The sequence below is a fragment of the Advenella mimigardefordensis DPN7 genome (genome assembly GCF_000521505.1).
GTDB lineage: Bacteria > Pseudomonadota > Gammaproteobacteria > Burkholderiales > Burkholderiaceae_B > Advenella > Advenella mimigardefordensis.
On record NZ_CP003915.1, the window covers coordinates 2,033,659 to 2,059,702 of the forward strand.

The 26,044-nt window shown below is 54.4% G+C and carries 23 protein-coding genes; 19 read left to right on the forward strand and 4 right to left on the reverse strand.

All coding sequences use genetic code 11. The annotated features are described in order from the left end of the window. Positions 1–22: 22 nt before the first annotated feature. From MIM_RS09400 to MIM_RS09410, 3 genes are all read right to left on the reverse strand, one after another. Positions 23–880, reverse strand: a complete 858-nt coding sequence (locus MIM_RS09400) for an aldo/keto reductase (RefSeq protein WP_042070166.1) — start codon at positions 878–880, stop codon at positions 23–25. A gap of 377 nt (positions 881–1,257) precedes the next feature. Beyond that, positions 1,258–1,809, reverse strand: coding sequence for an OsmC family protein (locus tag MIM_RS09405; protein ID WP_025372500.1), 552 nt, complete (start codon positions 1,807–1,809; stop codon positions 1,258–1,260). A 75-nt stretch (positions 1,810–1,884) separates the two neighbouring features. Next, positions 1,885–4,725, reverse strand: coding sequence for a valine--tRNA ligase (locus MIM_RS09410; RefSeq protein WP_025372501.1), 2,841 nt, complete (start codon positions 4,723–4,725; stop codon positions 1,885–1,887). Positions 4,726–4,905: 180 nt separating this feature from the next. On the opposite strand from MIM_RS09410, the gene ndk reads away from it, so the two are divergent. The 18 genes from ndk to dnaG all read left to right on the forward strand — a co-directional run bounded on the left by ndk (position 4,906) and on the right by dnaG (position 23,360). Then, positions 4,906–5,313 (forward strand): nucleoside-diphosphate kinase, encoded by a 408-nt coding sequence (ndk, locus tag MIM_RS09415; protein WP_025372502.1) that lies wholly within the window; start codon positions 4,906–4,908, stop codon positions 5,311–5,313. 43 nt (positions 5,314–5,356) lie between these two features. Then, positions 5,357–6,535, forward strand: a complete 1,179-nt coding sequence (rlmN, locus tag MIM_RS09420) for a 23S rRNA (adenine(2503)-C(2))-methyltransferase RlmN (protein ID WP_025372503.1) — start codon at positions 5,357–5,359, stop codon at positions 6,533–6,535. After that, the gene (locus tag MIM_RS09425; RefSeq protein ID WP_025372504.1) at positions 6,532–7,056 is read left to right on the forward strand and encodes a helix-turn-helix domain-containing protein; all 525 of its coding nucleotides are present in this window, start codon (positions 6,532–6,534) and stop codon (positions 7,054–7,056) included. Before rlmN ends, MIM_RS09425 begins: the two co-directional genes overlap by 4 nt. An 82-nt stretch (positions 7,057–7,138) precedes the next feature. Then, positions 7,139–8,440 carry a flavodoxin-dependent (E)-4-hydroxy-3-methylbut-2-enyl-diphosphate synthase gene (gene ispG, locus MIM_RS09430; RefSeq protein WP_025372505.1) on the forward strand — a complete coding sequence of 434 codons (1,302 nt, stop codon included), beginning with the start codon at positions 7,139–7,141 and terminating at the stop codon, positions 8,438–8,440. Positions 8,441–8,499: 59 nt separating this feature from the next. Continuing rightward, positions 8,500–9,762 (forward strand): histidine--tRNA ligase, encoded by a 1,263-nt coding sequence (gene hisS, locus MIM_RS09435; RefSeq protein WP_042070168.1) that lies wholly within the window; start codon positions 8,500–8,502, stop codon positions 9,760–9,762. Positions 9,763–9,836: 74 nt separating this feature from the next. Beyond that, positions 9,837–10,478 (forward strand): YfgM family protein, encoded by a 642-nt coding sequence (locus MIM_RS09440; RefSeq protein WP_025372507.1) that lies wholly within the window; start codon positions 9,837–9,839, stop codon positions 10,476–10,478. Between the two features lie 2 nt (positions 10,479–10,480). Then, positions 10,481–11,638: an outer membrane protein assembly factor BamB gene (bamB, locus tag MIM_RS09445; RefSeq protein WP_052342296.1), complete on the forward strand. Its 1,158-nt coding sequence runs from the start codon at positions 10,481–10,483 to the stop codon at positions 11,636–11,638. Next, the gene (gene der / locus MIM_RS09450) at positions 11,635–13,098 is read left to right on the forward strand and encodes a ribosome biogenesis GTPase Der (protein ID WP_025372509.1); all 1,464 of its coding nucleotides are present in this window, start codon (positions 11,635–11,637) and stop codon (positions 13,096–13,098) included. Before bamB ends, der begins: the two co-directional genes overlap by 4 nt. A 3-nt stretch (positions 13,099–13,101) precedes the next feature. Further along, on the forward strand, positions 13,102–14,175 hold the full coding sequence (gene hisC, locus MIM_RS09455; RefSeq protein WP_025372510.1) for a histidinol-phosphate transaminase: 1,074 nt from the start codon (positions 13,102–13,104) through the stop codon (positions 14,173–14,175). Positions 14,176–14,303: 128 nt separating this feature from the next. Then, positions 14,304–14,546 (forward strand): RNA chaperone Hfq, encoded by a 243-nt coding sequence (gene hfq / locus MIM_RS09460; RefSeq protein WP_014750888.1) that lies wholly within the window; start codon positions 14,304–14,306, stop codon positions 14,544–14,546. A 66-nt stretch (positions 14,547–14,612) separates the two neighbouring features. Next, the gene (gene hflX / locus MIM_RS09465; protein WP_025372511.1) at positions 14,613–15,701 is read left to right on the forward strand and encodes a GTPase HflX; all 1,089 of its coding nucleotides are present in this window, start codon (positions 14,613–14,615) and stop codon (positions 15,699–15,701) included. Further along, positions 15,688–17,013: an FtsH protease activity modulator HflK gene (hflK, locus tag MIM_RS09470; RefSeq protein WP_025372512.1), complete on the forward strand. Its 1,326-nt coding sequence runs from the start codon at positions 15,688–15,690 to the stop codon at positions 17,011–17,013. The genes hflX and hflK overlap by 14 nt, the downstream gene beginning before the upstream one ends. Positions 17,014–17,024: 11 nt before the next feature. Then, a complete protein-coding gene (hflC, locus tag MIM_RS09475; protein ID WP_025372513.1) occupies positions 17,025–17,942 on the forward strand; it encodes a protease modulator HflC in 918 nt (305 codons plus the stop codon). Between the two features lie 138 nt (positions 17,943–18,080). Continuing rightward, complete coding sequence (locus MIM_RS09480; RefSeq protein ID WP_025372514.1) at positions 18,081–19,244, forward strand: ATP phosphoribosyltransferase regulatory subunit; 1,164 nt, start codon at positions 18,081–18,083, stop codon at positions 19,242–19,244. 59 nt (positions 19,245–19,303) lie between these two features. Next, positions 19,304–20,608: an adenylosuccinate synthase gene (locus MIM_RS09485; protein ID WP_025372515.1), complete on the forward strand. Its 1,305-nt coding sequence runs from the start codon at positions 19,304–19,306 to the stop codon at positions 20,606–20,608. Positions 20,609–20,621: 13 nt separating this feature from the next. Next, positions 20,622–21,164, forward strand: coding sequence for a phosphoribosyltransferase (locus MIM_RS09490; protein ID WP_025372516.1), 543 nt, complete (start codon positions 20,622–20,624; stop codon positions 21,162–21,164). 69 nt (positions 21,165–21,233) lie between these two features. Next, entirely contained in the window at positions 21,234–21,446 is a 213-nt protein-coding gene (gene rpsU, locus MIM_RS09495) for a 30S ribosomal protein S21 (RefSeq protein ID WP_014750883.1), read from the forward strand. A 9-nt stretch (positions 21,447–21,455) separates the two neighbouring features. After that, the gene (dnaG, locus tag MIM_RS09500; RefSeq protein WP_025372517.1) at positions 21,456–23,360 is read left to right on the forward strand and encodes a DNA primase; all 1,905 of its coding nucleotides are present in this window, start codon (positions 21,456–21,458) and stop codon (positions 23,358–23,360) included. On the opposite strand, the gene MIM_RS23495 is transcribed toward dnaG, so the two are convergent. Then, positions 23,344–23,826, reverse strand: coding sequence for a hypothetical protein (locus MIM_RS23495; protein WP_245592896.1), 483 nt, complete (start codon positions 23,824–23,826; stop codon positions 23,344–23,346). The two genes, dnaG and MIM_RS23495, sit on opposite strands and share 17 nt — an antisense overlap. Here MIM_RS23495 and rpoD point away from each other — a divergent pair. Continuing rightward, positions 23,717–26,017 carry an RNA polymerase sigma factor RpoD gene (rpoD, locus tag MIM_RS09505; protein ID WP_245592866.1) on the forward strand — a complete coding sequence of 767 codons (2,301 nt, stop codon included), beginning with the start codon at positions 23,717–23,719 and terminating at the stop codon, positions 26,015–26,017. The genes MIM_RS23495 and rpoD overlap by 110 nt on opposite strands. The last annotated feature ends 27 nt before the right edge of the window (positions 26,018–26,044 follow it).

Sequence of the window (26,044 nt, forward strand, 5' to 3'; positions counted from 1 at the left end):
AATCAGCGGCTCAATCAACACTTCAATCAGGAATCGGCATACTCATCAGCTTGGCGATCCATTCCGGATCCTTCGGGTCTCCGGCGCTGCGCTGGTTGGTGTCCAGGGCATTGATGGCTGCCATCTGATCATCGCTTAATTCGAAGTCATAGATCTGGAAGTTGCTGGCGACCCGGCTTGGTTTGCTGGAGCGCGGAATCGCCAGCGAACCGCGTTGCAGGTGCCAGCGCAGAATCACCTGGCCCACATCCTTGCCGTGGGCGCTGGCGATTTCCTGCAGAACCGGATTGGTCAGCAGTGTCGCGTCACCTCGGCCCAGGGGTGACCAGGCTTCCAGCAGAATATCCTGTTCGTTCATATAGTTAAGCAGGGCACGCTGTTGAAACAGCGGATGCGTTTCCACCTGGTTGAGGACTGGCTTGTTGTTGGAGCTGGCCGCCAGCGCCTGCAGGTGGTCGATTTCAAAGTTGCAGACGCCAATGGCTTTGGTGAGCCCTTCGTCCTGCAGTTTTTCCAGCGCCTTCCAGCTTTCCCTGAAGCCTTCTACCGGCCAGTGCAGCAAATAAAGGTCTACGTAATCCAACCCGAGTTTTTTGAGCGATTTGTCAAAGGCGCGCAGGGTTTGCTCGTAGCCGAAGTCGGTGACCCATACTTTTGTGGTCAGGTGGTAGTCTTCGCGCTTCAATCCGGATTCAGTCAGTGCTTTGCCCACGAACGCTTCGTTCATATAACGAGCGGCCGTATCAATAACGCGATAGCCGGTTTGCAGCGCCTGGGTGACCGCAGGTACGCAGATTTCTTCCTTATCCAGTTCCCATGTTCCAAAGCCCAGCGAAGCAATGGTTTGACCGTTATTCAGCGTAAATGTTTTCAATGACATCTGTTATTCCTTGTCTGGTAGATTGGTTGAAAGTGCGGAATGCGTATGGTTGAGCTTATTACCGTATGGTTGAGCCTATTACAGTTACCATACCAAAAACAAACGTCAGTTGTCTGACAATTTTGTTATGAAGCAAATGTTTGATGGCTTTTGTTTCCCAGCTAGCTGGAATAAGACAAGTGGGTTGAAGCAAACAAGTGGGTTGAGGCAAAAGGCGTGTCCCGGGTCATCAAAATCGCTGGCACAAAAAAATGCACCACCCAATTCGGCATCTTCCTGCCGTCTCTGGTGGTGCATTCGGTCCGTGTCGTTTGCTGGCTGGTGCAGGGAACAGGATTCACCGACGCCGTTTAGCAAACGTGTTTACGGGTGCTGAATTACTTGTCTTTCAGACTGATTTCAAATGCAATCGGATTGCGCATGGTGTTGGCAACAGGAGAGTAGTGGTTGGCATGTTGCACAATGTCGTCCAGCTCTTCGCGCGTCGCATCGCCTTCGATATCTACTTTGACACGAATGGCCTGAAAGCCCATCTGAGCGGGTTCGCGCTCGGCGCCGCCGGCACCCCAGGCTGCACTGTTGCCGATATCGCCTTCAAGAAACACTTCGAGCTTGCTTAACTTCACGTTGCGCCATGTCGCAACAGCGGTAATGCCGACGGCAAGGCAGCCACCCAGGGCTGACAGAACGACTTCGCCTGGTGCGGGGGCGGTGTTTTCGCCCAGCAGGTGGTAGGGCTCGTCCACAACGACAGCCGGATGGCTGGGGTCGCGATTGGTCAGATAGCTGAGGGTGCGATATTGACCCACGGAGATGGTCTGGACCTTGTTGGTGCCGCGACGATCCGGGTTGTTGCGTCCCATTTCAGAGAACTTTTCCAAACCCGCCCGGTCAATGGGGCGCAGATATTTTTTTTCCTCAGTACTCATATCATTTCCTTTTTAAGATTCGCCAAGAAGGGGCTGATCGCTATTTCATGTGTGATCAGCCCGTGTATTGCATTACTACTGTAGTTTCGCCTGCTGACCGCGAATGCCTTCCAGGCGTTCGGTGAACTGAGCCAGGCGCTCTTTTTCCTGCTCGATGACATGACCCGGCGCGCGCGCAACAAAGCCCTCGTTGGAGAGTTTGCCCTGGGCCTTGGCAATTTCTCCTTCCAGTCGCTGGGCCTCTTTGGCCAGTCGCGCCAGTTCCGCTTCCTTGTCAATTTCCACATTGAGCATCAGGCGGGTGTTGTCCAGGATTTGTACCGGCGCACCCAGGTCGGGCAACAGTTCAACGACCTGCACCTCGCCGAGTTTGGCCAGGGCCATCAGGTAGGGCGCATGCAGATTAAGCATGTCGGCGTCGCCTTCGGCGAACAGCGGTACCTTCTGTGCCGGTGACAGGTTCATTTCGCCGCGCAGCGCCCGGATGGCTTCTACCTGCGCCTTAAGTGTAGCAACCTGGGTTTCGGCAGCTTCATCAATCAACTCGCTGTTGGCCAGGGGGTAGGGCTGAACGCTGATGCTGGCTGTCGCGCCCGCCGCTTTTTTACCAGCCACTGTTGCCACTTTTTGCCATAGCGCTTCTGTAATAAACGGAATGATGGGATGGGCCATGCGCAAAATGGCTTCCAGCACCCGGATCAGGGTACGGCGCGTGCCGTTTTGTTGCGCCTGATGGCCGCGCTGGATCTGGACCTTGGCCAGTTCAACATACCAGTCGCAGTATTCGTCCCAGACAAACCGATATATTGCATTTGCAATCATGTCGAAGCGGTATTCATTAAACCCTTTCTGGATATCCTGCAGCGTTTGCTGCAGACGGCTGGTGATCCAGCGATCGGCGAAGGACAGCTCGTTGTCTTCCTGCGTGACTGCCGCAGCGTCGGGCACGTTCATCAGCACAAAGCGACTGGCATTCCACAGCTTGTTGCAGAAATTGCGGTAGCCTTCGCAGCGCTTCAGGTCAAAGTTCATGTTGCGGCCCAGCGTGGCGTAGGCCGACATGGTAAAGCGCAGGGCGTCGGCGCCGTAAGAGGCAATGCCATCAGGAAAGGCCTTGCGGGTATCCTTTTCAATCTTGCCGGCCTGTTTCGGGTTCATGAGGCCCGAAGTGCGTTTGGCAACAAGCGTGTCCAGGTCAACGCCGTCGATCAGATCCACCGGATCCAGCGTGTTGCCCTTGGATTTGCTCATTTTCTGGCCGTAGGCATCCAGAATCAGCCCGTGCACGTATACGTGACGGAAAGGGACCTGGCCGGTCAGGTGCATGCTCATCATGATCATGCGCGCGACCCAGAAAAAGATGATGTCAAAGCCGGTCACCAGCACGTTGGATGGCATATAGCGTTTGAAATCTTCTGTTTCGGCCGGCCAGCCCATGGTGGTGAAGGGCACCAGAGCAGCTGAAAACCAGGTATCCAGCACATCGTCGTCGCGACGCAGCGGCCCGGTTACGCCGGCTTTTTTAGCCTTGATCTGCGCTTCTTCTTCTGTGCGTGCAACGAAAATCTGACCGTCTTCTGCGTACCAGGCCGGAATCTGATGACCCCACCACAACTGCCGGGAAATACACCAGTCCTGGATGTTTTCCAGCCACTGGTTATAGGTATTGCTCCAGTTTTCCGGGAAAAAGCGTACTTCGCCGTCACGTACCACGTCCAGTGCGACCTGGGTAATGCTTTTGCCCGGATTGTATGTGCCTTCGGGGGCAGGCTTGCTCATGGCGACAAACCACTGATCGGTCAGCATGGGTTCAATGACCGATTTGGTCCGGTCGCCCCGCGGCACCATGAGTTTGTGCGGCTTGATGCTCTCCATGAACGATTGTTCTTCGAGCTCTGCCACAATCTGCTTGCGCGCTTCGAAGCGGTCCAGGCCCTGGAACCTCGCAGGGGCGTCTTCGCTGATTTTGGCGTCCAGCGTCAGAATGCTGATCATGTCCAGCTGATGGCGCTGGCCCACGGCATAGTCATTGAAATCGTGCGCAGGCGTGACTTTTACGACGCCGGTACCGAATTCACGGTCAACATAGTCGTCGGCAATGATCGGGATGTCGCGATCGCACAGAGGCAGGCGTACTGATTTGCCGATCAGATGGCTGTAGCGCTCGTCTTCGGGATGAACCATAACGGCCACGTCGCCCAGCATGGTTTCGGGACGGGTGGTGGCTACAACCAGATATTCCAGTCCGTTTACCGGTTCGGTAAGCGGATAGCGAATATGCCACAGAAAACCATCTTCTTCCTGGCTTTCCACTTCCAGGTCGGAAACGGCGGTACCCAGTATCGGATCCCAGTTGACCAGTCGTTTGCCACGGTAAATCAGACCCTGCTCGTGCAGGCGGACAAAGGTTTCAACCACGCCAAGGGACATCTGGCTGTCCATGGTGAAATATTCACGCGGCCAGTCTGCCGAGGCGCCCAGACGGCGTACCTGGGCGGTAATGGTGTTGCCCGATTGTTCCTTCCATTCCCAGACGCGCTTGATAAAGGCTTCGCGGCCCAGGTCGTGCCGCGTGGTTTTCTGGGCATCCAGCTGGCGTTCAACCACAATTTGCGTAGCGATGCCGGCATGGTCTGTGCCAGGCACCAGCACGGTGTCACAGCCCAGCATGCGATGGTAGCGGGTCAGGCCATCCATGATGGTGTGATTGAAGGCATGCCCCATATGGAGCGTGCCGGTTACATTTGGCGGCGGAAACTGGATGGTATAGGGTTCGCCACTTTCCGGTGCGTTGGTGGACGTGTGACGGCCGGCCCGAAAGACGCCCATGCGTTCCCATTCCTGGTACCAGGTGCGTTCAAGCTCCTTGGGTTCAAAACTTTTGGGCAATTCATCGGGGGCAGGTGTTTGAGTCATAGTATCAACAGTGGATGGGCTGGCGGTTTATGGCCGTCAGGCCCAAAGTCAGCAAAATGGTGAGTCTTTATCGAAAACCCTTATTTTAAGGTGTAGTGCCGTAATTTTGCATGTTAAAATGGCGAGTTAGTTAAAACTTCGTTGAAGTAATTGTTTTCATTGAATATTTGGAGTAATTAAATGGCTGTTGAACGTACGCTCTCTATCATCAAACCCGATGCTGTTGCCAAAAATGTGATTGGTGAAATTATTTCCCGCTTTGAAAAAGCCGGCCTTAAAGTGGTTGAAGCCCGCATGCAGCAACTGAGCCAGGCCGAAGCCGAAGGCTTTTACGCCGTTCACAAAGAGCGTCCTTTTTTCAACGATCTGGTCAAATTCATGATTTCCGGTCCTGTCTTTATTCAGGTTCTGGAGGGTGAAAACGCCATCGCTAAAAACCGCGAGCTCATGGGCGCTACCGATCCCAAGAAAGCCGACGCCGGTACCATTCGCGCCGACTTCGCCGACAGCATCGATGCCAACGCAGTACACGGCTCCGACGCTGCTGAAACAGCAGCCAACGAAATTGCTTACTTCTTCAGCAAGTAAGCGGCTCGCTGAAAACGTGCTTCACATTCCGCAAAAGGCTGCTATGACCACTACCGATCAACGCATCAATCTTCTGGGAGTCGAGTCCAATTCGCTCGTCAGGCAGGTGGGTGCCTGGGGTAACAAGCCTTTTCGCGCGAAACAATTGCTGCGCTGGGTACACCAGCGCGGCATTGCCGATTTTGACCAGATGACAGACCTGGCCAAGGGCTTTCGCAGTACGCTGACAGAAAACTGCACGCTGCAAACGCCACCGGTGATTACCCAGAAAGTGTCTACCGACGGCACCCGCAAGTGGCTGTTCGATGTAGGCAACAATAATGCTGTCGAAACCGTATTTATTCCGGAAGATGACAGGGGAACCCTGTGCATTTCCAGTCAGGCCGGTTGTACCGTGGCCTGCCGTTTCTGCTCTACCGGACACCAGGGATTCAACCGAAACCTCACCACGGCAGAAATCGTGGGTCAATTGTGGCAAGCCCGTCACGATATCATGCAGGATATGCCTGCTGCCCGTTTAGCCGCTGCAGGAGAGGGCGCCACGTCTGCCGCGACTCATGAGCAGGACCTGCGCGTCATCAGCAACGTGGTTATGATGGGCATGGGCGAACCGCTGCTGAATTATGATCAGTTGCTGCCTGCCTTGCAGCTGATGCTCGACGACAATGCCTATGGGCTGTCGCGCCGGCGCGTGACGGTCTCCACATCGGGTGTTGTCCCGTTTATGGATCGTCTGGCACACGATTGCCCGGTTGCGTTGGCCGTGTCGCTGCATGCGCCGAATGATGCCTTGCGCGATCAGCTGGTTCCGCTCAATCGCAAGTATCCGCTGGCCGAGCTTATTGCCGCCTGTAATCGCTACCTTGAGCGTGCACCGCGTGATTTCATCACATTCGAATATGTCATGCTCGATGGTGTGAATGATTCGGATGAACATGCCCGGCAATTGGTTGAAATTACACGCCAGGTCAAGTGCAAGCTGAATCTGATCCCGTTCAATCCGTTTCCGGAGTCGGGGCTGGGTCGCTCCAGCAATGCACGCATACGCCAGTTTTCCAGCTTGCTGGTGGATCAGGGCGTGATTACCACTGTGCGCAAAACCCGAGGCGAAGATATTGATGCCGCCTGTGGCCAGCTCGCGGGCGACGTTAAAGACCGTACCCGCATCAGCGAACGCATGCAGGCCTTCAAATCCATTCCTATTACCGAGATTTCTTCATGACCATTGAAACAGATATCGCCGCTGATACCCCCCGTGAAGAGCCCGCCTCCGTGCAATCGCTGGGCCAGACGCTCGCGACACTGAGGGCTGCCCGCGGCCTTACGCTGGCCGAAATCTCCAATCGCATCAAATTTTCTGAGACGCAGCTGCGCGCACTGGAAAGTCAGAATTGGGCGTCATTGCCTACCGGTTTTATGTTGCGTGGCATGGTCAGGAAATATGCGCAGGTCGTTGAGGCAGACGAACAGCCATTGTTGCAGTTGCTGGGCCAGCAGCCCGGCATCGAGCGTGGTCAGTCGGCTGTTCCTGCTTCTGCAGCAGGCACCAATATCAACCTGAAACGCAGCACCGATTATGAAATCCGGGACAGTTATTCCCGCTCCGGTCGCTCCAGTGGCACCGGATTGTGGCTGTTTGTTATTCTGCTTGTACTGGTTGTGATTGCCGTTTACGGCTTTACCCGGGGCTGGTACACCCTGCAGGATCTCGGGCTGGAAAGCCTGCAGCACTGGTTTGAATAACTGCCTCAATGGTGTCGCTGTTGTCGCTGCAGTGCGCTGACCCGACTTCGGCCATACCACTCTGTTTAAGACTGACACTACCATGAGCATCGTTGAACAATCGCCGTTTCCCATTGGCCAGCTGAACCGCCGTTCCACACGCGGGGCGCGTGTCGTGTGGGGCGACAAGCAGGTCCGGATCGGCGGTGGTGCGCCGGTCGTGGTGCAATCCATGACCAATACGGATACAGCTGATCCGATCGCCACGGCCATACAGGTCAAAGAGCTGGCGCAGGCGGGTTCCGAGCTGGTTCGTATCACCGTCAATACCCCCGAAGCGGCAAAAGAGGTGCCGGCGATTCGTGAACAACTGGATCGCATGGGCGTCGCCGTTCCGCTGGTGGGTGATTTCCATTACAACGGACACAAGCTGCTGACCCAGTTTCCGGAATGCGCGCAGGCACTGTCCAAATACCGGATCAACCCGGGCAATATGGGTGGAGGCAAAAAGCGCGACGATAATTTCGCGCAAATGATCGAAGTGGCCTGCCGCTATGAAAAGCCGGTACGCATCGGCGTTAACTGGGGCAGTCTGGATCATGAGCTGATGGCGCGCATGATGGACGACAACAATCGGCGCAGCGTACCCTGGGATGCTTCTGCCGTGATGCGCGAAGCGCTGGTGGTGTCTGCTATCACCAATGCGGCACGTGCCGAAGAGCTGGGTCTGGCCGGAGACGCCATTATCCTGTCCTGTAAGGTAAGTCACGTACAGGATCTGATTTCGGTTTACCGGAACCTGTCTGCCCGTTGTGATTATCCATTGCACTTGGGTTTAACCGAAGCCGGCATGGGCAGCAAGGGCATTGTGGCCTCAACGGCTGCGCTGTCTGTACTGCTTCAGGAAGGGATCGGTGATACGATCCGTATTTCCTTAACGCCTGAACCAGGCGGGGATCGCACCCGCGAAGTGATCGTGGCGCAGGAAATACTGCAGACCATGGGCTTGCGGGCGTTTACACCCATGGTGGTGGCATGTCCCGGCTGTGGTCGCACCAGCAGCACCTATTTTCAGGAACTGGCTGACAGCATTCAGGCATACCTGCGTCGGCAAATGCCGGTGTGGAAGGCGCAATACCCTGGTGTTGAAACCATGAACGTTGCGGTTATGGGCTGTGTCGTGAACGGGCCTGGCGAAAGTCGTCATGCTGATATCGGCATTAGCTTGCCGGGTACGGGTGAGGTACCTTCTGCGCCGGTGTTTATTGACGGGGAACGTAGCGTCACCCTGAAGGGCGATACGATTGCCGAGGAGTTTCAGGAAATCGTGCGCAATTACGTTCACCGGCGTTACGGCGTACAGGGTTCGGGTGTAGCCGGACAGAACAGCAATAATTTGAACTGATAAGAGTAACTATTTTGAGTAACACAACTGCATTCCAGAAGGTCACGGCTTTACGCGGAATGAACGATATCCTGCCGGGTGAGTCGGCCCAGTGGGAAGCGCTGGAAGCCATGCTCCGGCAGTGGCTGAGCTTGTATGGCTATCAGAACGTTCGTACCCCTGTGCTGGAACAAACACGTTTGTTTGCGCGTGGTATTGGCGAGGTGACCGATATTGTAGAGAAGGAAATGTATACCTTCAGCATGTCGGCTGACCGGCAGGAACTGATGACCATGCGCCCGGAATTTACTGCCGGTATTGTGCGCGCCGCGATTGAGCACAATATGCTGTATGACCGTGCGCAACGCCTGTATACCATGGGGCCGGTATTTCGCCATGAACGGCCACAGAAAGGGCGCTATCGCCAGTTTCACCAGATTTCGGTCGAGGCGCTGGGTTTTCCCGGTCCCGATGTTGACGCCGAGCAAATCATCATGCTGGCGCGCCTGTGGAAGCAATTGGGTATCAATGATATTCGCCTGGAACTCAATTCGCTTGGGCAACTGGAAGAAAGACGGGCGCACCGGGAAGCGCTGATCGCACATCTGGAAAAGCACAAGGATATTCTGGATGCCGACGGGCAGCGCCGCATGTACAGCAACCCCTTGCGCGTACTTGACACCAAAAACCCGGCGATGCAGCAAATGGCCAACGAGGCGCCCAAGCTGTTTGATTTCCTGGGCACTGAATCCAAAGCGCACTTTGATGCTATCTGCCAGCGACTGGACGATGCCGGTATTGGCTATACATTGAATCCACGACTGGTGCGTGGACTGGACTATTACAATCTGACTGTTTTTGAATGGGTCACCGACAGACTGGGCGCCCAGGGCACCGTCTGCGGGGGCGGGCGCTATGATGGCCTGTTTGAGCTGCTGGGTGGTAAAACGGCGCCGGCTATCGGCTTTGCCATCGGGCTGGAACGACTACTGGCATTGTGGCAGGATGTTGCGAAAGTGCAGACGGCGGCCGAATGTGATGTATATTTCGTCCATAGCGATGCGCAATCGGCCCGAGCCGCTGCAACCCTGGCTGAAGCGGCCAGAAATCTTGGTGTGCGCTGTATTGTGCATCCTGGTTCTGCCTCGTTTAAATCGCAGTTTAAACGTGCCGATGCCAGCGGTGCGCGCCTGGCAGTGATTTTGGGGGAAAGTGAAATGGCTGAGGGTAAGGCATCCGTGAAGTTTTTGCGTGCCGATGCCCAGGGCGCAACCGCGGCGCAATTTAGCGTAGCGCAAAGCGAACTGGCGACTGCATTGACGGGTAAGCTGCAGGATCAGTAAATAATTAACAATCAACAGCAGGCACTATTGCTTGCTGATCTGTTTGAAAAATCTGTAAAGGATAGTTGAAGAATATGGCTTTTGACCTCGAAGAACAGGAAAAGATCGACACGCTAAAGGGGTGGTGGGACCGTTTTGGGAACACCATTTTGACCGCTTTGATTGTCGTCATGCTGGGCATACTGGCGTGGTACGGCTGGAATTGGTACCAATCCTCGCAGGTCAAGCAGGCACTTGGCTATTATGAAATAGTCCAGACGTCTGCCGTGTCTTCCGATGCAGATAGTCAGGCCAGACTTGAACAGGCAGCGGCCGAACTCAAAAAGAGTTATGGCGATACGGCCTATGCCGCTCGCGGTGCTTTACTGGCAGCCGATTTTTATATCCGTGGCAGCCACTATGACAAGGCCGAACAGGAACTTGCCTGGCTGGCCGAACACGGCAGTGATTTTCCTGAACTCCTGCCCGTCGCAAAATTGCGGCTGGCCAGTGTCTATGCAGATCAGAAAAAGTTCGATGAAGCGCTGGCACAATTGAATAATCCGCCCGAAGCGTTCAGCGCGCTCTATGAGGATCGTAAAGGCGATGTCCTGATTGCCCAGGGCAAGAAGCAGGAGGCCGTTGCAGCATGGAAAGCGGCGCTTTCCAGCACGCAATTGCCACCCGCATTTGTAAACACCATTCAATTGAAAATCAGTGCTTTAGGTGGAGAATAATCATGATGTTTCAACATACGCCTCGTCGTTTTATGAAACTTACGGTGCTGCTGGGCGCGCTGGCGCTCGGCGGTTGCGGCCTGTTTGACAACCCGTCGCAGTTTGAGCCGGTTGACCTGACCGACTATACCCAGACCACGGTGCCGGCTGCTGCATGGACCACCTCTATCGGTTCCGGTAGCGGCGTTGGTTTTGCTCCGGCTGTCGCTGGCGACAGCGTCTTTGCCGCGACGCCCGATGGCTCGGTAGCCCGGGTTGCACTGTCTAATGGCGCCCTGCAGTGGAAAACATCCGTAGGCGATGCCTTATCGGCCGGCGTCGGAACCGATGGCAACATCGCCGTTGTTGCGGCACCTGACGGTACGATCACCGCGCTGGATACGGCGGGCAAAAAGTTGTGGACGGCCAAAGCCAGCACACGGGTATCAACGCCACCTGCTGTCGGGCAGGGTGTTGTCGTGGTGCGGGCCGATGATTATCGTGTTCAGGGTTTCGATGCCGGCAGTGGCGAATTGCTGTGGAATTATCAGCGAACCAATGCGGCGCTGGCGTTGCGTGCGGTTTCCCGTATGATTATCGACAAGGGTCATGTTCTGGTTGCCGTGCCCAGCGGTCGACTGGTTGCGCTGGACCTGAAAACCGGCAGATTGCAGTGGGATATTCTGGCTGGCCCTATTCGCGGCGTGACCGATCTTGACAGCGTGACCGATGTGGTTGGCGCACCGGTACTGGTTGGCAACGGCGTGTGCGTCGCCACCTATGAAGGTAATGCCGGCTGCTACACACCTGGCCAGAATAACGGGCAGGCATTGTGGTCTCAGTCATTCTCCAGTGCGACAGGCCTCACGCTGAACAATAACTCGCTGTACGCCACCGGCATCCATGGCGAAGTCGTACGCATGGCATTGGGTAACGGGCAGCAGCAATGGCTCAATCAGGTGCTGAAAAACCGCGGCCTGACCAATGCGGTGTCCAATGGCAATATTGTTGCTGTCGGGGACTATGAAGGCTATATCCATTATCTGTCTGATGCCGATGGGCATCTGCTTGGCAGATCCGAATTTGGTGGCGATGCGATGCTATCGCCGCTGACCGCGACCGCCCAGGGTATCCTGGTTCAAACCGGTGCGGGTAATCTTGTTATGCTTGGTGCACGTTGAGTACTGTTTCCTTTAAGCCCGTGGTATCGCTGGTTGGCCGGCCCAATGTGGGCAAGTCAACCCTGTTTAACCGCCTGACGCGTTCCAGGGCGGCGCTGGTGGCCGACTATGCCGGCCTTACACGGGATCGGCACTATGGCGAAGGCCGGGTAGGCGATATTCCGTTTCTGGTCGTGGATACCGGCGGCTTCGAGCCCGTGGCGAAAAGCGGCATCCTGATGGAAATGGCTAGGCAAACCAGCCTGGCCATTTCTGAGTCGGACGTCGTGATCTTCCTGGTGGACGCGCGCGCTGGCGTGAATGCCCACGATCATGAAATTGCCCGACTGTTGCGCAAAACCCGGGCGCATGTTTTTCTGGCTGTTAATAAGGCTGAGGGCATGAACCATGGCGTTGCTACGGCAGACTTTCATGAGCTTGGCCTGGGTGAGCCCTATGCGATTTCATCTGCGCATGGCGATGGCGTTGTTGATCTGATTGAGACCGCGCTGGCCGAGGTGCTGGCAAAGAATCAGCCAGTCGAGCAGCTGGCACACCGTGACGACGAGCAGGCTGATGAAGCGGAACTCTCTGATGAGCAGATCGCCGAGGTGCTGGCGGCGCCCGACACGGCGGAGGACAAGGCTGAGGCTGAGCCTGAGGAATTTACCGATCATAGACTGAAACTGGCTATTGTGGGTCGCCCCAACGTGGGCAAGTCCACGCTTATCAATACGCTGCTGGGTGAAGAGCGGGTCATCGCCTTCGATATGCCGGGTACAACGCGTGATGCGATTGAGATTGAATTTGAACGCAATGGTCGTCTGTACACCCTGATCGATACAGCAGGCTTGCGCAAACGCGGCAAGGTGTTCGAATCTATCGAAAAGTTCTCGGTGATCAAAACATTACAGGCCATTGAAGCCAGTAATGTGGTCGTGCTCATGCTGGATGCGCAAAGTGAGATTTCCGAACAGGACGCACACATTGCCGGGTTTGTGCTGGAGACCGGCAGGGCGCTGGTAGTGGCAATCAATAAATGGGACGGGCTGGATCGCGATAAGCGTGACTGGATCGAGCGCGAGTTTGAACGCAAGCTGCGTTTCCTGTCATTTGCAAAAATGCATACCATTTCCGCGCTTAAAGGCGGAGGTATTACGCAATTGATGCGTTCGGTACATGAAGCGCATGCTGCCGCGTTTGCCAAATTGTCAACGCCCAAACTGACCCGAGAACTGCATGCGGCAGTAGAGCAGCAGCAACCCCCGCGCAAGGGCATTTTCCGGCCCAAAATGCGTTATGCGCATCAGGGCGGACAGAATCCGCCGCTCATTGTCATTCATGGCAATGCGCTGGACGCCATTCCGGAATCATACCGACGTTATCTGGAATCCAGAATGCGTGCAGCATTCAAGCTGGATGGTACGCCGTTGCGGATCGAATTCAAGTCTTCGAAAAATCCATACAAAAAAGCAGAGTAAAGAATGAGTGCGTACTGGAGTGATTTTGTCAAAACACTGGATCCCTATGTGCCTGGTGAGCAGCCTAAACAGACGGATCTGATCAAGCTGAACACCAATGAATCGCCCTTTGCGCCGTCACCTGCGGTGCTTGAGGCGATTCGTCAGGCAACGGCAGATCAGCTGCGGCTTTACCCAAGCCCGGAGAGTGACCGCCTGAGAACGGCAGTGGGCAGGTATTACGATTTGCCTGCAGATCATGTGTTTCCAGGCAATGGCTCCGACGAAGTGCTGGCGCATTTGTTTTTGAGCCTGTTCCGTCATCGCGGCCAGCAGATTTTGTTTCCGGATATTAGCTACAGTTTCTATCCGGTGTACTGCCGGCTGTACGATATTGACTATCAAAATGTGCCATTGGCAGATGACTTCAGTGTTCGGCTTCAGGATTATCTGGCGGTGCCGCCCGAGTCTGTCTGTGCCGTTATTTTCCCCAACCCGAATGCACCCACCGGTATCGCGCTTAAGCGCGCCGAGATCGAGCAACTGCTGATTCAGCGCCCGCAGTGGGTGATTGCTGTGGATGAGGCCTATGTTGATTTCGGCGCCGAGTCCTGTGTGCCGCTGATCAAAAAGTACAAGAATCTGGTTGTGTTGCAAACGCTTTCAAAATCGCGCTCGCTGGCCGGCTTGCGGGTCGGCTTTGCACTGGGTCAGCCTGAACTCCTGGAAGGGCTGGTGCGGGTTAAGAACAGTTTTAATTCGTATCCGGTTGATCGTCTTGCTGAAGCAGGTGCCATTGCCGCATTTGAAGATCAGGCATACTTCGAACAGACCACGGGTGAGGTGATTGCCACGCGTGATGCATTGACCGAGGCATTGCAAAAACTGGGTTTTGTGGTGTTGCCATCGAAAGCAAATTTTGTTTTCATATCGCATCCGCGGCATGACGCGGCGCAGTTGCTAGCGGCATTGCGTGCCAACGCCATTTTGGTGCGACACTTTCGTCATCCTCGTATATCTTCATTTCTACGTGTTACGATTGGCACAAAAAAACAGTGCGAAACACTCATTAAGTCATTGTCTGAAATAGTATCTTAATCTAATATAGCAAATTGCTGCTTTTTTTCTGATTGATCCTGTGTTGTCTTTTGTGGCTGATCAGTAATCAGGTGAATCAGTAAAGTCGTTTTCAGTTGTAAACCCAAATAACATATGGAGCCTAGCCAATGAGCACTAAAGGGCAATCACTACAAGATCCTTTCCTGAACGCGTTACGTAAAGAACATGTTCCCGTTTCCATTTATCTTGTAAACGGAATCAAATTGCAAGGGCAAATCGAATCCTTTGATCAGTACGTCGTATTGTTGCGCAATACGGTAACGCAAATGGTCTATAAACATGCTATTTCTACAGTTGTCCCCGCAAGGGCCGTCAGTTTCCAGATCGACGCACCAGCTGAACAGGAATAACAAACTCAGTTTTTTGCAAAAGCCCGCCAAGCTGTCTTGTGCGGGCCTTTTGTTTTTCAGGACGCTATGCGCGTATTAATTATCAGTGTAGATTCAGGCGATCTGGATCATCCGGCTCATGCCGAAGAATTTCAAATGCTGGCTGAAGGGGCGGGCGCAGACATTGCGGGCACCCTGACCGTAAAAAGAGATAAACCCGACGCTGCCCATTACATCGGTAAAGGCAAGCTCGAAGAAGCGGTGGCCATGGCCGACGCCGAAGATGTTGAGCTGATTCTGTTCGATCAGCCACTCAGTCCGGCGCAACAGCGCAACCTGGAGCGCGCTTTCCAGCGCCGCGTGGTTGATCGGGTTGCGCTTATCCTGGATATTTTTGCCCTGCGTGCCAAGAGTCACGAAGGTAAATTGCAGGTTGAGCTGGCTCAGCTGCAACATTTGGTTACGCGCCTTACAAGAATGTGGACCCACCTTGAGCGACAACGTGGCGGTATCGGTATGCGCGGGCCTGGTGAATCGCAGCTGGAGATGGATCGCCGCATGATTGGTGCCAAGGTCAAGATGCTGCGTGAACGCCTGGCCAGGGTAGAGCGGCAGCGCAAGACGCAGCGACGCTCGCGGGCGCGTGGCAACACGCTGTCGGTATCTCTGGTCGGATATACCAACGCGGGTAAGAGTACGCTCTTTAATGCCCTGACCAAGGCCGATGCCTATGCGGCCGACCAGCTTTTTGCCACACTGGATACCACGACCAGAAAAATCTGGATAGAGGGCGCCGGCAATGTGGTCATTTCCGATACGGTGGGTTTCATCCGGGATCTGCCGACAACGCTGATTGCTGCTTTCAAGGCGACACTGGAAGAGACGGTGCATGCCGACCTGTTGCTGCATGTGGTCGATGCAGCCAGTCCGCAAAGAGACGAGCAGATTGCCGAAGTTGATAAAGTTTTAGAGGAAATTGGGGCCAATGAGGTCCCCTGCATACTTATTTACAATAAAATAGATCAAGCGGGCTACGAACCGCAAGTAGAAAGAAACGAAAGGGGCGAACCAGCCCGTGTATTTGTAAGTGCACTACAACGAACCGGTCTGGATGGATTGCGCGGGGCAATCGCTGAATTCAGGCCTTCAATAGGAAACGAAGTTGCGATTCTTTAATCTTTTTAATCTAAATGATCCGGGCTGGGGTCGAGGAAGCCAGAATAACAATAATTCCGACGATCCTTCGAAACGCCCGGGCAGACCCAATGACGGTCCGCCAGATCTTGATCAGGTCTGGAACGATTTCAATAAACGGGTCAAATCAATTTTTGGCAAGAAGCAGGGCGGTGGCAATAACGGGTTCGACCGTCCTCCTCAAAACAACGGCTTTTCTCCATCGCCCAAAGCAACACGGCTTGGTATCGTCGTCATTGTCATTGCTGCGCTGGCGCTCTGGCTGGTCAGCGGCTTCTATATCGTCCGTGAGGGCTATGTGGGTGTCGTGACGCAATTTGGACGCTATCAGACCACCGTGTTGCCGGGCATGCACTGGCACTTGCCAACACCTATTCAGAGCGTTGAAAAGGTCGACGTCTCAAGTGTGCGCAATTTTACCTTTGGCTATAAGAATGATCTGAACAACAAGGTGCCGGCAGAGTCACTCATGCTCACGGAAGACGAGAATATCGTCGAGGTGCAATTTGCCGTGCATTATCGCCTGAAGACTGAACTGACGCCAGACGCAGCAACACAGCGTTCGCCTGCAGCAGATTTCCTGTTCTCCATGGTCAATCCTACCGAGTCGGTACGCCAGGCCGGTGAAACGGCCATGCGTGAAATCGTGGGTAAAGAATCCATGAACAATATTCTGTACCAGTCTCGTACGGCGGCGGCCAATAATGTTATGAAACTGATGCAGCAAATTCTGAATCGGTATCGCTCCGGGATTGAGGTGACGTCTGTTGCGATTCAGAACGTGCAGCCTCCCGAGCAAGTGCAGGCGGCATTTGAAGACGCCATCAAGGCCGGTCAGGATAACGAGCGGCAGAAAAACGAAGGTAACGCTTACGCCAGTAAAGTCATTCCCGAAGCGCGTGGTCGTGCGTCGCGTCTGATTCAAAACGCCGAAGCTTACCGTGAAGCGATCGTCACCCAGGCCAAGGGTCTGGCATCGCGCTTTGAAAGCGTGCAGGCCGAATATGCGAAAGCGCCGGAAGTAACCCGCGAGCGGATCTATATTTCAACGTTGCGTGAGGTATTCGAAAACACCTCGAAAGTGCTGCTTGATACAAAAGACAGCAACAACATGATGTATCTGCCAATCGACAAGATTCTGGAAGGCCAGACCGGGCAACGACAGCTGCCGCGCAAGCCCGCCACTGATACCTCCTCGTCAGCTTCGTCGACTGATACATCGTCGACCAGCAATACTACGGCACCACGCAGCGATAATCGCCTGAGCCGTGATAATTTTGACCGTAGCAGATAAGAGGACCCAGTATGAATAAAACGATCTTCGGTGCGGTCATCTTTGTTATCGCCGCATTTCTTTTCTCTTCATCTGTGTATACGGTGAGTGAGCGCAATACTGCCCTGGTGTTCAAACTGGGCCAATGGAAACGTACGGTCTCCGAGCCCGGACTGCATTTCAAGTGGCCAGCGCCGCTGGAAACAGTTGTTAAGCTCGACAAGCGGATTCAGACCATCGAGTCAGGTGATGCAGAGCGCATTCAGACTTCTGAGAAGAAGAACCTGATCATCGACTCTTACGTCAAATGGCGCATTATTGATCCGTTGCGTTATTACATTTCTTTCGGGGATCGCCTGGATGCGGCGCAGAACCGTCTGGGTGCGCAAATTCGCGATGCATTGAATGCTTCGGTTAACACGCGTACCGTCCGTGATGTGATTTCTCAGGAACGTCATGTGGTCATGGATGAAATCGTCAGAAACGTTGAGCAACGTGCCAAACCATTGGGTATCGAAGTGGTAGACGTCAGGCTCAAGCGCATCGAGTTTTCACCCGAGGTGTCCGAGTCCGTGTACGCCCGGATGCAGGCTGAACGTAAGGAAGAGGCCAATAGCCTGCGCGCCAATGGTGCTGCCGACAAGGAACGGATTCAGGCTGAAGCGGACCGCAAGGTACGTATAGAACTGGCTGAAGCCGACGCCAAGGCAGAAGTGCTGCGCGGGCAGGGCGATGCCGAAGCGGCCGACATTTATGCGGTTGCCTATGGCAAGGATCCGGCCTTCTTCAGTTTCTACAATAGTATGGAAGCCTATCGGAGCGCTTTCAGCAGCCATAACGACCTGCTGGTTGTGGATCCGAAGTCTGAGTTCTTCCGTTATTTCAACCAGTCTGGTATGGGTGGTGCCACGCCTTCAGGCGGCGCGCATTCGCCGCTACCGGTGCAATAATTCGCAAAAGAACCATTTGCGCGACTTACAGCAAATTAAAGAGTACAATATACTGTAAGTTTTAAGTCACTTTCTCAATGCGACTCGGCTGCTTACGCAACCGGGTCGCATTTTTGTTTGGTTTCTGCAATTTCGGACATGACGACAAGCAACTGGCTACTCCCTGAACATCTATCCGATATTCTGCCCGCAGAAGCGCGCAGAATCGAAGAGCTGCGACGCGCAATGCTCGACCTGTATCGAAACTGCGGTTTCGAGCTGGTCGCGCCGCCGCTGGTTGAATATACAGATTCTCTGTTCGTCGGCAACAGCCAGGATCTGAAGCTGCAAACCAATAAGCTGGTGGATCAGCTCTCGGGCCGCACCATGGGTGTGCGCGCAGACATGACGTCGCAGGTTGCGCGTATAGATGCGCATTTGCTCAATCGTGAGGGGGTCGCCCGGCTTTGTTATTGCGGCAGCGTGCTGCATGCCCGTCCTTCGGGTTTGCTGGCTGATCGTGAGTTGCTGCAGATTGGCGCCGAGATTTACGGCTATTCCGGCTACGAAGCAGACTTGCAGATTATCCAGCTGGCGCTGGACAGTCTTGCCCTGGCTGGTGTGCAAAATACCAGCCTGGATTTGAATCATCCCGGGGTATCGCGTGCGCTTATCGAGGCCGCGGGCCTGCAGGAACAGGCGGGCGAAGTGCTGTCTCTGCTCAAGGAAAAAGACGTACCGGGGCTGCGGCAGCTGTTCGAGGCTACCACTGGCGTTCCGGACGATATTGCCGCTGCGCTGATCCGTCTGCCGTCGCTGTATGGTGATGGCAATGTGCTGACCGAAGCTGCTTCGGCTTTGCCGGATTTGCCTGGAATCCGTGCCGCACTCCAGGCCTTGCGTACGCTGGTCGACGCACTTGATGCGACCTCGGTGGGGATAGATCTGGCCGATGTCAAGGGGTACGATTATCATTCCGGTGTCAGCTTTGCCATTTTTGGTCGTGGCTGGCCCGATGCGATTGTGCGTGGCGGTCGTTATGACAATGCCGGCTCCTCTTTTGGGCGCGCGCGTGCCGCTACCGGTTTCAGCCTGGATTTGCGCAAGGTGTCTGCTGGTCTGGCGCCGGCTGAACCGTCCCGGGCCGTGCGTGCACCGTGGAATTCAGACCCTGCGCTGGGCGAAAAGGTGCGTCAGCTTCGGCAGGATGGCAATGTGGTGGTGCAGTTCTTTCCGGGTACCACGCAAAGTATTGATGAATTTGTTTTCGACCGTGAGCTGGTGAGCGACAACGGTCAATGGGTACTGAAAAGTACTAACTAATCGGGTCCTGCTGATTCACTCAGCAGGAATAAGACGAACTTTTGTACAAAGTCACTTTTATGAGCAAGAACGTAGTGGTAATTGGCACCCAATGGGGTGACGAAGGCAAGGGAAAGATCGTTGACTGGCTGGCCGAGTCAGCGCAGGGTGTTGTGCGCTTTCAGGGCGGTCACAATGCGGGTCATACTCTCTGGATCAACGGCAAGCGTACAGTCCTGCGGCTCATTCCGTCGGGCATTATGCATCCTCATGCTACCTGCTATATCGGCAATGGCGTGGTGCTGTCGCCCGAGGCGCTGCTCAAGGAAATCGAAGAGCTCGAAGCCGCCGGCCTGGATGTGCGCAGTCGCTTGCGTATTTCCGAAGCATGCCCACTGATCCTGCCTTACCATATCGCAGTGGATCAGGCCCGCGAGGCGCGCAAGGGCGACAACAAGATTGGCACTACCGGTCGCGGCATTGGTCCCGCCTATGAAGATAAGGTGGCGCGCCGTGCCCTGCGCGTGCAGGATCTGTATGATCTTGACGTCTTTGATGAAAAACTCAAGGAAGTGCTGGAATACCATAACTTCATTCTTACCCAGTATCTGGGTGCCGAGCCGGTTTCCTTTGATGAGGTTAAAAACCAGGCGCTGGCATTGGCACCGATCATCAAGCCCATGGTGGCTGATGTTTCTGCCTTGCTGTACCAGGCTCAGAAAGAAGGGCAGCAGTTGTTGTTCGAAGGGGCGCAAGGCGCGCTGCTGGACATCGATCATGGTACCTATCCTTTTGTGACCAGCAGCAACTGCATTGCCGGCGCAGCATCGGCAGGCGCGGGTGTCGGCCCGCAACGCCTCAATTATGTATTGGGTATCACCAAGGCTTACACCACTCGTGTTGGCTCTGGGCCATTCCCGACCGAGCTGATGGACGACGTTGGCGCCCGCATCGCCAAAGTCGGTAACGAATTTGGCGCGGTTACCGGACGTCCACGCCGTTGTGGCTGGTTTGATGGCGCTGCGCTCAAGCGTTCTGTCATTATCAATGGCATCAGCGGCCTGTGTGTGACCAAGCTCGATGTGCTGGATGGTCTGGAAAGTGTCAGCCTGTGCACCGGCTACATGCTGGACGGCAAAAAAGTCGACTTGTTGCCTTATGGCTACAAAGCGGTAGAAAAGGCCGAGCCTATTCTTGAAACCATGCCTGGCTGGAGTGATTCCACCGTTGGCGTTAAGGAATACGATAAACTGCCGGAAAATGCCCGCCGCTTCCTGGCGCGCATTGAAGAAATCTGCGAAGTGCCGGTAGATATCATTTCTACCGGCCCGGACCGCATGGAAACCATTTTGCGTCGTCATCCATTCCTGGATCAGTCGGCCTGAAGGACGAGAAAACATGAGTGCGCCAGAAAATTCTGACAAACATTTGTGGATCAGCTGGGAGGAATACAACCGGCTGATTGAGCGGCTTGCCCTTGTGGTTCATCAATCCGGCTGGAAATTCGACAAAATCCTGTGCCTGGCGCGGGGTGGGGTGCGGGTTGGCGATGTGCTGTCCCGTATTTTCGATGTCCCGCTGGGTATTCTTGCCACCAGCAGCTATCGGGAAGCGGCCGGTACCGTGCAGGGCCAGCTGGATATCGCCAAATTCATTACCATCACTCGCGGCACGCTCGACGGCCGGGTATTGCTGGTAGACGATATGGTAGATACCGGGTTGACCTTTGCCCGGGTGCAGGAGCATCTGGTCACGCAATATCCTGCCATCACAGAGCTGCGATCTGCCGTTTTGTGGTGGAAAGGCCACGCCAAGGTCGAGCCCGATTATTACATCGACAAGTTGCCTACTAACCCGTGGATTCACCAGCCGTTTGAAGATTACGACAGTTTACGGCCCCATCAGCTGGAAGCCTGGGTAAGAAAAGGTACACAATCTTAAGGTTTTGTGCTAGAATCCCTGATTATCCAAGATTTTTTCTTCCAATTTTAAAGAAGACGCCTACCATTCATGCCTAACGTACGCTTAAAAGAGAACGAGCCATTTGAAGCCGCACTGCGCCGCTTCAAACGCACTATCGAAAAAACCGGTCTGCTGACAGAACTGCGCTCACGCGAATTCTACGAAAAACCAACAGCAGAGCGTAAACGCAAGCACGCTGCTGCGGTTAAACGTCACTACAAACGTATCCGTAGCCAGCAATTGCCTCCACGCATGTATTAATGTGTACAGTTGATTCCTGACAGCTTTGTTCAGGACTTGCTGGCACGGGTCGACGTAGTCGATGTTGTTGGCAAGTACGTTCAACTCAGAAAGGGCGGAGCCAATCTCCTGGGCCTTTGCCCCTTTCACAACGAAAAATCGCCTTCCTTTACCGTTAGTCCCACCAAACAGTTTTATCACTGCTTTGGCTGTGGCGCGCATGGTACTGCCATCACATTCCTTATGGAGCACACCGGGGCCTCGTTTCCCGAAGCGGTGCGGTCGCTTGCTGCGAATGTGGGCATGGTTGTGCCCGAAGAACAGCGCAGTCCGCAGCAACAGGTGCGCGCGCGGGAGCAAAAGGCGGAAATCAATCGACATCAGCAAGTGCTTGAGAAAGCCCAGGCGCGTTATCTGGCGCTCCTTCGGGACAGCCAGGAAGCCATTGCCTACCTCAAGCAACGCGGCATTACCGGCAAAACCGCCAAGCTTTTCGGGCTGGGCTGGTCGGGTCATGATCGCAGTGGGTTAAAACAGGTTTTTGATCACTACGATGATCCGTTGCTGACCGAGGCCGGCCTGGTCATTGAATCCGAGGACGGCCGGCGCTATGACCGCTTCCGTGAGCGAATCATGTTTCCCATCATTAATGCGAAGGGTAATTTGATTGGCTTTGGCGGCCGGATCATTGGCAAGGGTGAACCCAAATACCTTAACTCCCCCGAAACACCCGTGTTTAACAAGGGCCAGGAGTTGTATGGTCTTTGGGAAAATCGCCAGGGTATTCGGCAAGAGGGCTGTGTGCTGGTTGTCGAAGGTTATATGGACGTGGTGGGCCTGGCCCAGCAGGGGATCGGGTTCGCGGCGGCAACGCTGGGTACGGCCACGACGCCGAACCATATCCAGAAATTGCTGCGTACCAGCGATCGTATTGTTTTCAGTTTTGATGGCGATGGGGCGGGGCGCCGTGCCGCCTGGAAGGCCCTGAATGTGTGCCTGCCGTTTCTGCGCGACGATATCTCTTTGCGATTCCTGTTTCTGCCCAACGAGCACGATCCCGATTCTTTTGTGCGCGAACTGGGACCCGAAGCATTTCGTAAGGAGCTTGCTCAGTCGCGCGTGTTGTCTACTTTCCTGCTGGAAGAGTTGGCTTCGCGCCACAATCTGAGTGAAGCCGAAGGCAGGGCGGCTTGCCTGCATGAGGCTCGGCCCCTGATCTCGGCGATTCCTGCTTCGGGCATCCGAACGCAAATAGAGAATGATTTCGCCAAACTGGTGTCCTTGACCTCTGCTGAATTGCTGGCGGACCTGGCCCGCTTCGAAGAGGCGGCACAAAAACGACAGGAATGGCAAAAATCACTGCCGGAATCGCCCGCGAAAGGCCAGGGTGGCACTCAGGAGAGCTCTCCATTTGGTGCGCCTTTTGGTGCTTCCTTCGATGCGCCATTTGAGCCCGAGCCTGCCTCGTTCGAGTCCCGGCAAGGTGCCCGTTTCGGGCGTGCCGGCAGCCGTCGGGGTGGCCGCCAGGTAACACCGCTGGCCCGCAGGCTGATCAAACTGCTGGCTTCCAATCTGGAACTGGTCCATACCATAACCGACCAGCAGCTTGAAGTTTTGGGGTTCAGCCCCCAATTTGCTTATGTAAGAGAATTTATTGCATTTGCCCAGACCACTCAGGCAACACATCTTGCGGCGCTCATTCAACGCGCCGAACCCGGCTCCGAAATAGCCAATATGCTGACTGGTCTGACAATTGACTCTTTCGACGAGGATGCCTTACCGGATCCCGCCGCAGAGTGGAATGATGCGCTGCGCAAAATTGAATTCGAGCGCCTGAACCGGGACAAGGAAAATCTGGTCGCGGGTGGCTTGCAAACCGCAGCGGATCGCGAACGGTACAAGGCGATCAATGCCCGTATCAGATTGTTAAAATAGGGGTTTTATCAATTACTCGTGTATAATGTAAAGTTTGCTCGTCTCTATATATGCGCCTCCTTTCGCTGCTTAGATAAAAAATAACAAGCGGCGGGAGCAGTGCGTGGTTTTGTTGTTTTTGTTTTGTTTGTGTTGATCTGAGATTGCCGGAACTGACTATGACCAAATCCAGTAGTAAACCAACTCCTTCCAAGACAGCAGTTAAGAAAGTGACCGCAAAGTCTTCTTCGAAAACCACAGCACCAGCCAGTTCTGCCCTGAAAAAAGGCAGAACGGTGCCAGCAGAGACCAAGGCAAGTCCTTCAGTGAAAAAAACGGCGGCTTCAGGCAAAGTCAGTAAAGTCGCCAAACCGGAAATGAATGTGAAAGATACTGCTGCAAAAGTAACCCAGTCTGCGCCTTCGGCTAAAACCGGAACAAAGGCACCGGCCAGAAAAACGGCGACAGCTGCGCAGGCGGAAGCCAAAACTGTGAGAACAGTCGCTGCACAGGCGGGGGCCAAAACGGCCTCGACCCGTCCGGCTGTAAAAAAAGCCCCGGTGAAAAAAGCCGCTGCGGCCAAAACAGCACAGGCCAGCGTTGATCTGGATGACGCCGACTTCGATCTGGACGACATCGATCAGGATCAGGAAAAAGCCGGTAAACGCAAACCAAAAGTGGGTACAGGGCGCAAGCCTGGTCGTCCGTCAAAAAACAAAAGCAATGACGACGATGATGAATTCCTCGAAGCCGAAGACGGTGAAGTAGAAGAGGTGCCCGATTTCAAACCGGCCAAGCGTGGTAAACGTGGTGCGAAAGATGCCAAAGAGGTATCAAGTCGCGGCCCGGTCTCGCCTGAAGAACAGGAAGCACGTCGTAACCGCCTTAAACTGCTTATCAAGCTGGGTAAGGAACGGGGCTATCTTACCTACGGTGAAATCAACGACCATCTTCCCGATGACCTGGTGGATGCAGAAGCCATTGATGGCATTATCAGCACCTTCAGCGATATGGGCATTTCCGTCTATGATCAGGCGCCCGATGCCGAAGCGCTGCTGCTGAGTGATAACGCACCTGTTGCCTCATCCGATGATGACGTGGAAGACGAAGCCGAAGCGGCGCTCACCACTGTGGACTCCGATTTTGGCCGCACCACCGACCCTGTCCGTATGTATATGCGCGAAATGGGTACGGTCGAGCTGCTCACACGTGAAGGTGAGATTGAAATCGCCAAACGCATTGAGGAAGGTCTCAAGCACATGGTCATGGCCATTGCTGCCTGCCCAACCACGATTCAGGAAATTCTGAACCATATCCAGCGCGTTCGGGATGGTCAGGCGCAGATTGACGAAATCGTTGACGGTCTGGTAACGGAAGACGGCGAAGAATATGCCGGCTCTGGCGTGCAGGAAGACGAAGAGGGTGATGACGGTCCGGCCGGCGGCATGAGCAGCAAGCAGTTGGAAACGCTGCGTCAGCAGGCATTGGACAAATTCGATTCCGTTGAAAAATGGTTCGGCAAAATGCGCAGTGTTTACGAACAGGGCGGCTACCGCACGCCTGATTACATTCGTGCCCAGGAAGCCATTCTTGAGGAACTGATGGGCGTGCGCTTTACGGCCAAAATGGTTGAACGTCTTGCCGATACGCTGCGTAATCAGGTGGAAGAAGTGCGCCAGCTGGAGCGCGCGATTCTGCACACCTGCGTTGATCGCGTTGGCATGCCACGTTCTTACTTCATCAAAGTATTCCCTGGTCAGGAAACCAACCTGAACTGGGTGCAGGACGAAGTGAACAAGAACGCTGCCTATGCCGAAACGCTTGAACGTTCTATCCCGGACATTCATGAAATTCAGCAAAAACTGATAGATCTGGAAAATTCGGTTGTTCTGCCTCTCAAAGATCTGAAAGACGTGAACAAGCGCATGGTCACTGGTGAAGCCAAGGCCAAGAAAGCCAAGCGTGAAATGATCGAGGCCAACTTGCGGCTGGTTATTTCCATTGCCAAGAAATACACCAACCGCGGGCTGCAGTTCCTGGATCTGATTCAGGAAGGCAACATTGGTTTGATGAAAGCCGTGGACAAATTCGAATACCGTCGTGGCTATAAGTTCTCTACCTATGCGACATGGTGGATTCGCCAGGCCATTACCCGTTCGATTGCCGACCAGGCACGCACCATCCGTATCCCTGTTCATATGATTGAGACCATCAATAAGATGAACCGAATCAACCGCCAGATTCTGCAGGAAACAGGTACCGAGCCTGATCCCGCAACCCTGGCGCAGAAAATGGATATGCCGGAAGAGAAGATCCGCAAAATCCTGAAAATCGCCAAAGAGCCCATTTCCATGGAAACGCCGATTGGTGATGATGACGATTCGCACCTGGGTGACTTTATCGAAGACAACGCCACCCTGGCGCCATCAGACAATGCGCTGTATGGCTCCATGCGCGATGCCTTCAAGGAAGTGCTCGATTCGCTGACGCCACGCGAAGCCAAAGTGCTGCGCATGCGTTTCGGTATTGGTATCAGCTCCGACCAGACGCTGGAAGAAGTGGGTAAACAGTTTGATGTGACCCGCGAGCGGATCCGCCAGATAGAAGCCAAGGCCCTGCGCAAGTTGCGTCATCCGAGCAGAGCTGATAAACTTAAAAGCTTTCTTGAAAACCAGTAATTAAATTGGCTTTGCGGGGGCCGGTGG

Bases quoted from the DNA above. Each gene is read 5' to 3' on its own strand.
- hisS (WP_042070168.1), top strand. From the start codon at position 8,500: ATGAACGATATCCTGCCGGGTGAGTCGGCCCAGTGGGAAGCGCTGGAA.
- hflX (WP_025372511.1), top strand. From the start codon at position 14,613: ATGCGCGTATTAATTATCAGTGTAGATTCAGGCGATCTGGATCATCCG.
- MIM_RS09410 (WP_025372501.1), bottom strand. From the start codon at position 4,725: ATGACTCAAACACCTGCCCCCGATGAATTGCCCAAAAGTTTTGAACCC.
- rpoD (WP_245592866.1), top strand. From the start codon at position 23,717: ATGAATGTGAAAGATACTGCTGCAAAAGTAACCCAGTCTGCGCCTTCG.
- MIM_RS09485 (WP_025372515.1), top strand. From the start codon at position 19,304: ATGAGCAAGAACGTAGTGGTAATTGGCACCCAATGGGGTGACGAAGGC.
- MIM_RS09425 (WP_025372504.1), top strand. From the start codon at position 6,532: ATGACCATTGAAACAGATATCGCCGCTGATACCCCCCGTGAAGAGCCC.
- ndk (WP_025372502.1), top strand. From the start codon at position 4,906: ATGGCTGTTGAACGTACGCTCTCTATCATCAAACCCGATGCTGTTGCC.
- bamB (WP_052342296.1), top strand. From the start codon at position 10,481: ATGATGTTTCAACATACGCCTCGTCGTTTTATGAAACTTACGGTGCTG.
- hflC (WP_025372513.1), top strand. From the start codon at position 17,025: ATGAATAAAACGATCTTCGGTGCGGTCATCTTTGTTATCGCCGCATTT.
- rpsU (WP_014750883.1), top strand. From the start codon at position 21,234: ATGCCTAACGTACGCTTAAAAGAGAACGAGCCATTTGAAGCCGCACTG.
- ispG (WP_025372505.1), top strand. From the start codon at position 7,139: ATGAGCATCGTTGAACAATCGCCGTTTCCCATTGGCCAGCTGAACCGC.
- MIM_RS09405 (WP_025372500.1), bottom strand. From the start codon at position 1,809: ATGAGTACTGAGGAAAAAAAATATCTGCGCCCCATTGACCGGGCGGGT.
- MIM_RS09490 (WP_025372516.1), top strand. From the start codon at position 20,622: ATGAGTGCGCCAGAAAATTCTGACAAACATTTGTGGATCAGCTGGGAG.
- MIM_RS09480 (WP_025372514.1), top strand. From the start codon at position 18,081: ATGACGACAAGCAACTGGCTACTCCCTGAACATCTATCCGATATTCTG.
- hisC (WP_025372510.1), top strand. From the start codon at position 13,102: ATGAGTGCGTACTGGAGTGATTTTGTCAAAACACTGGATCCCTATGTG.
- MIM_RS09440 (WP_025372507.1), top strand. From the start codon at position 9,837: ATGGCTTTTGACCTCGAAGAACAGGAAAAGATCGACACGCTAAAGGGG.
- rlmN (WP_025372503.1), top strand. From the start codon at position 5,357: ATGACCACTACCGATCAACGCATCAATCTTCTGGGAGTCGAGTCCAAT.
- hfq (WP_014750888.1), top strand. From the start codon at position 14,304: ATGAGCACTAAAGGGCAATCACTACAAGATCCTTTCCTGAACGCGTTA.
- MIM_RS09400 (WP_042070166.1), bottom strand. From the start codon at position 880: ATGTCATTGAAAACATTTACGCTGAATAACGGTCAAACCATTGCTTCG.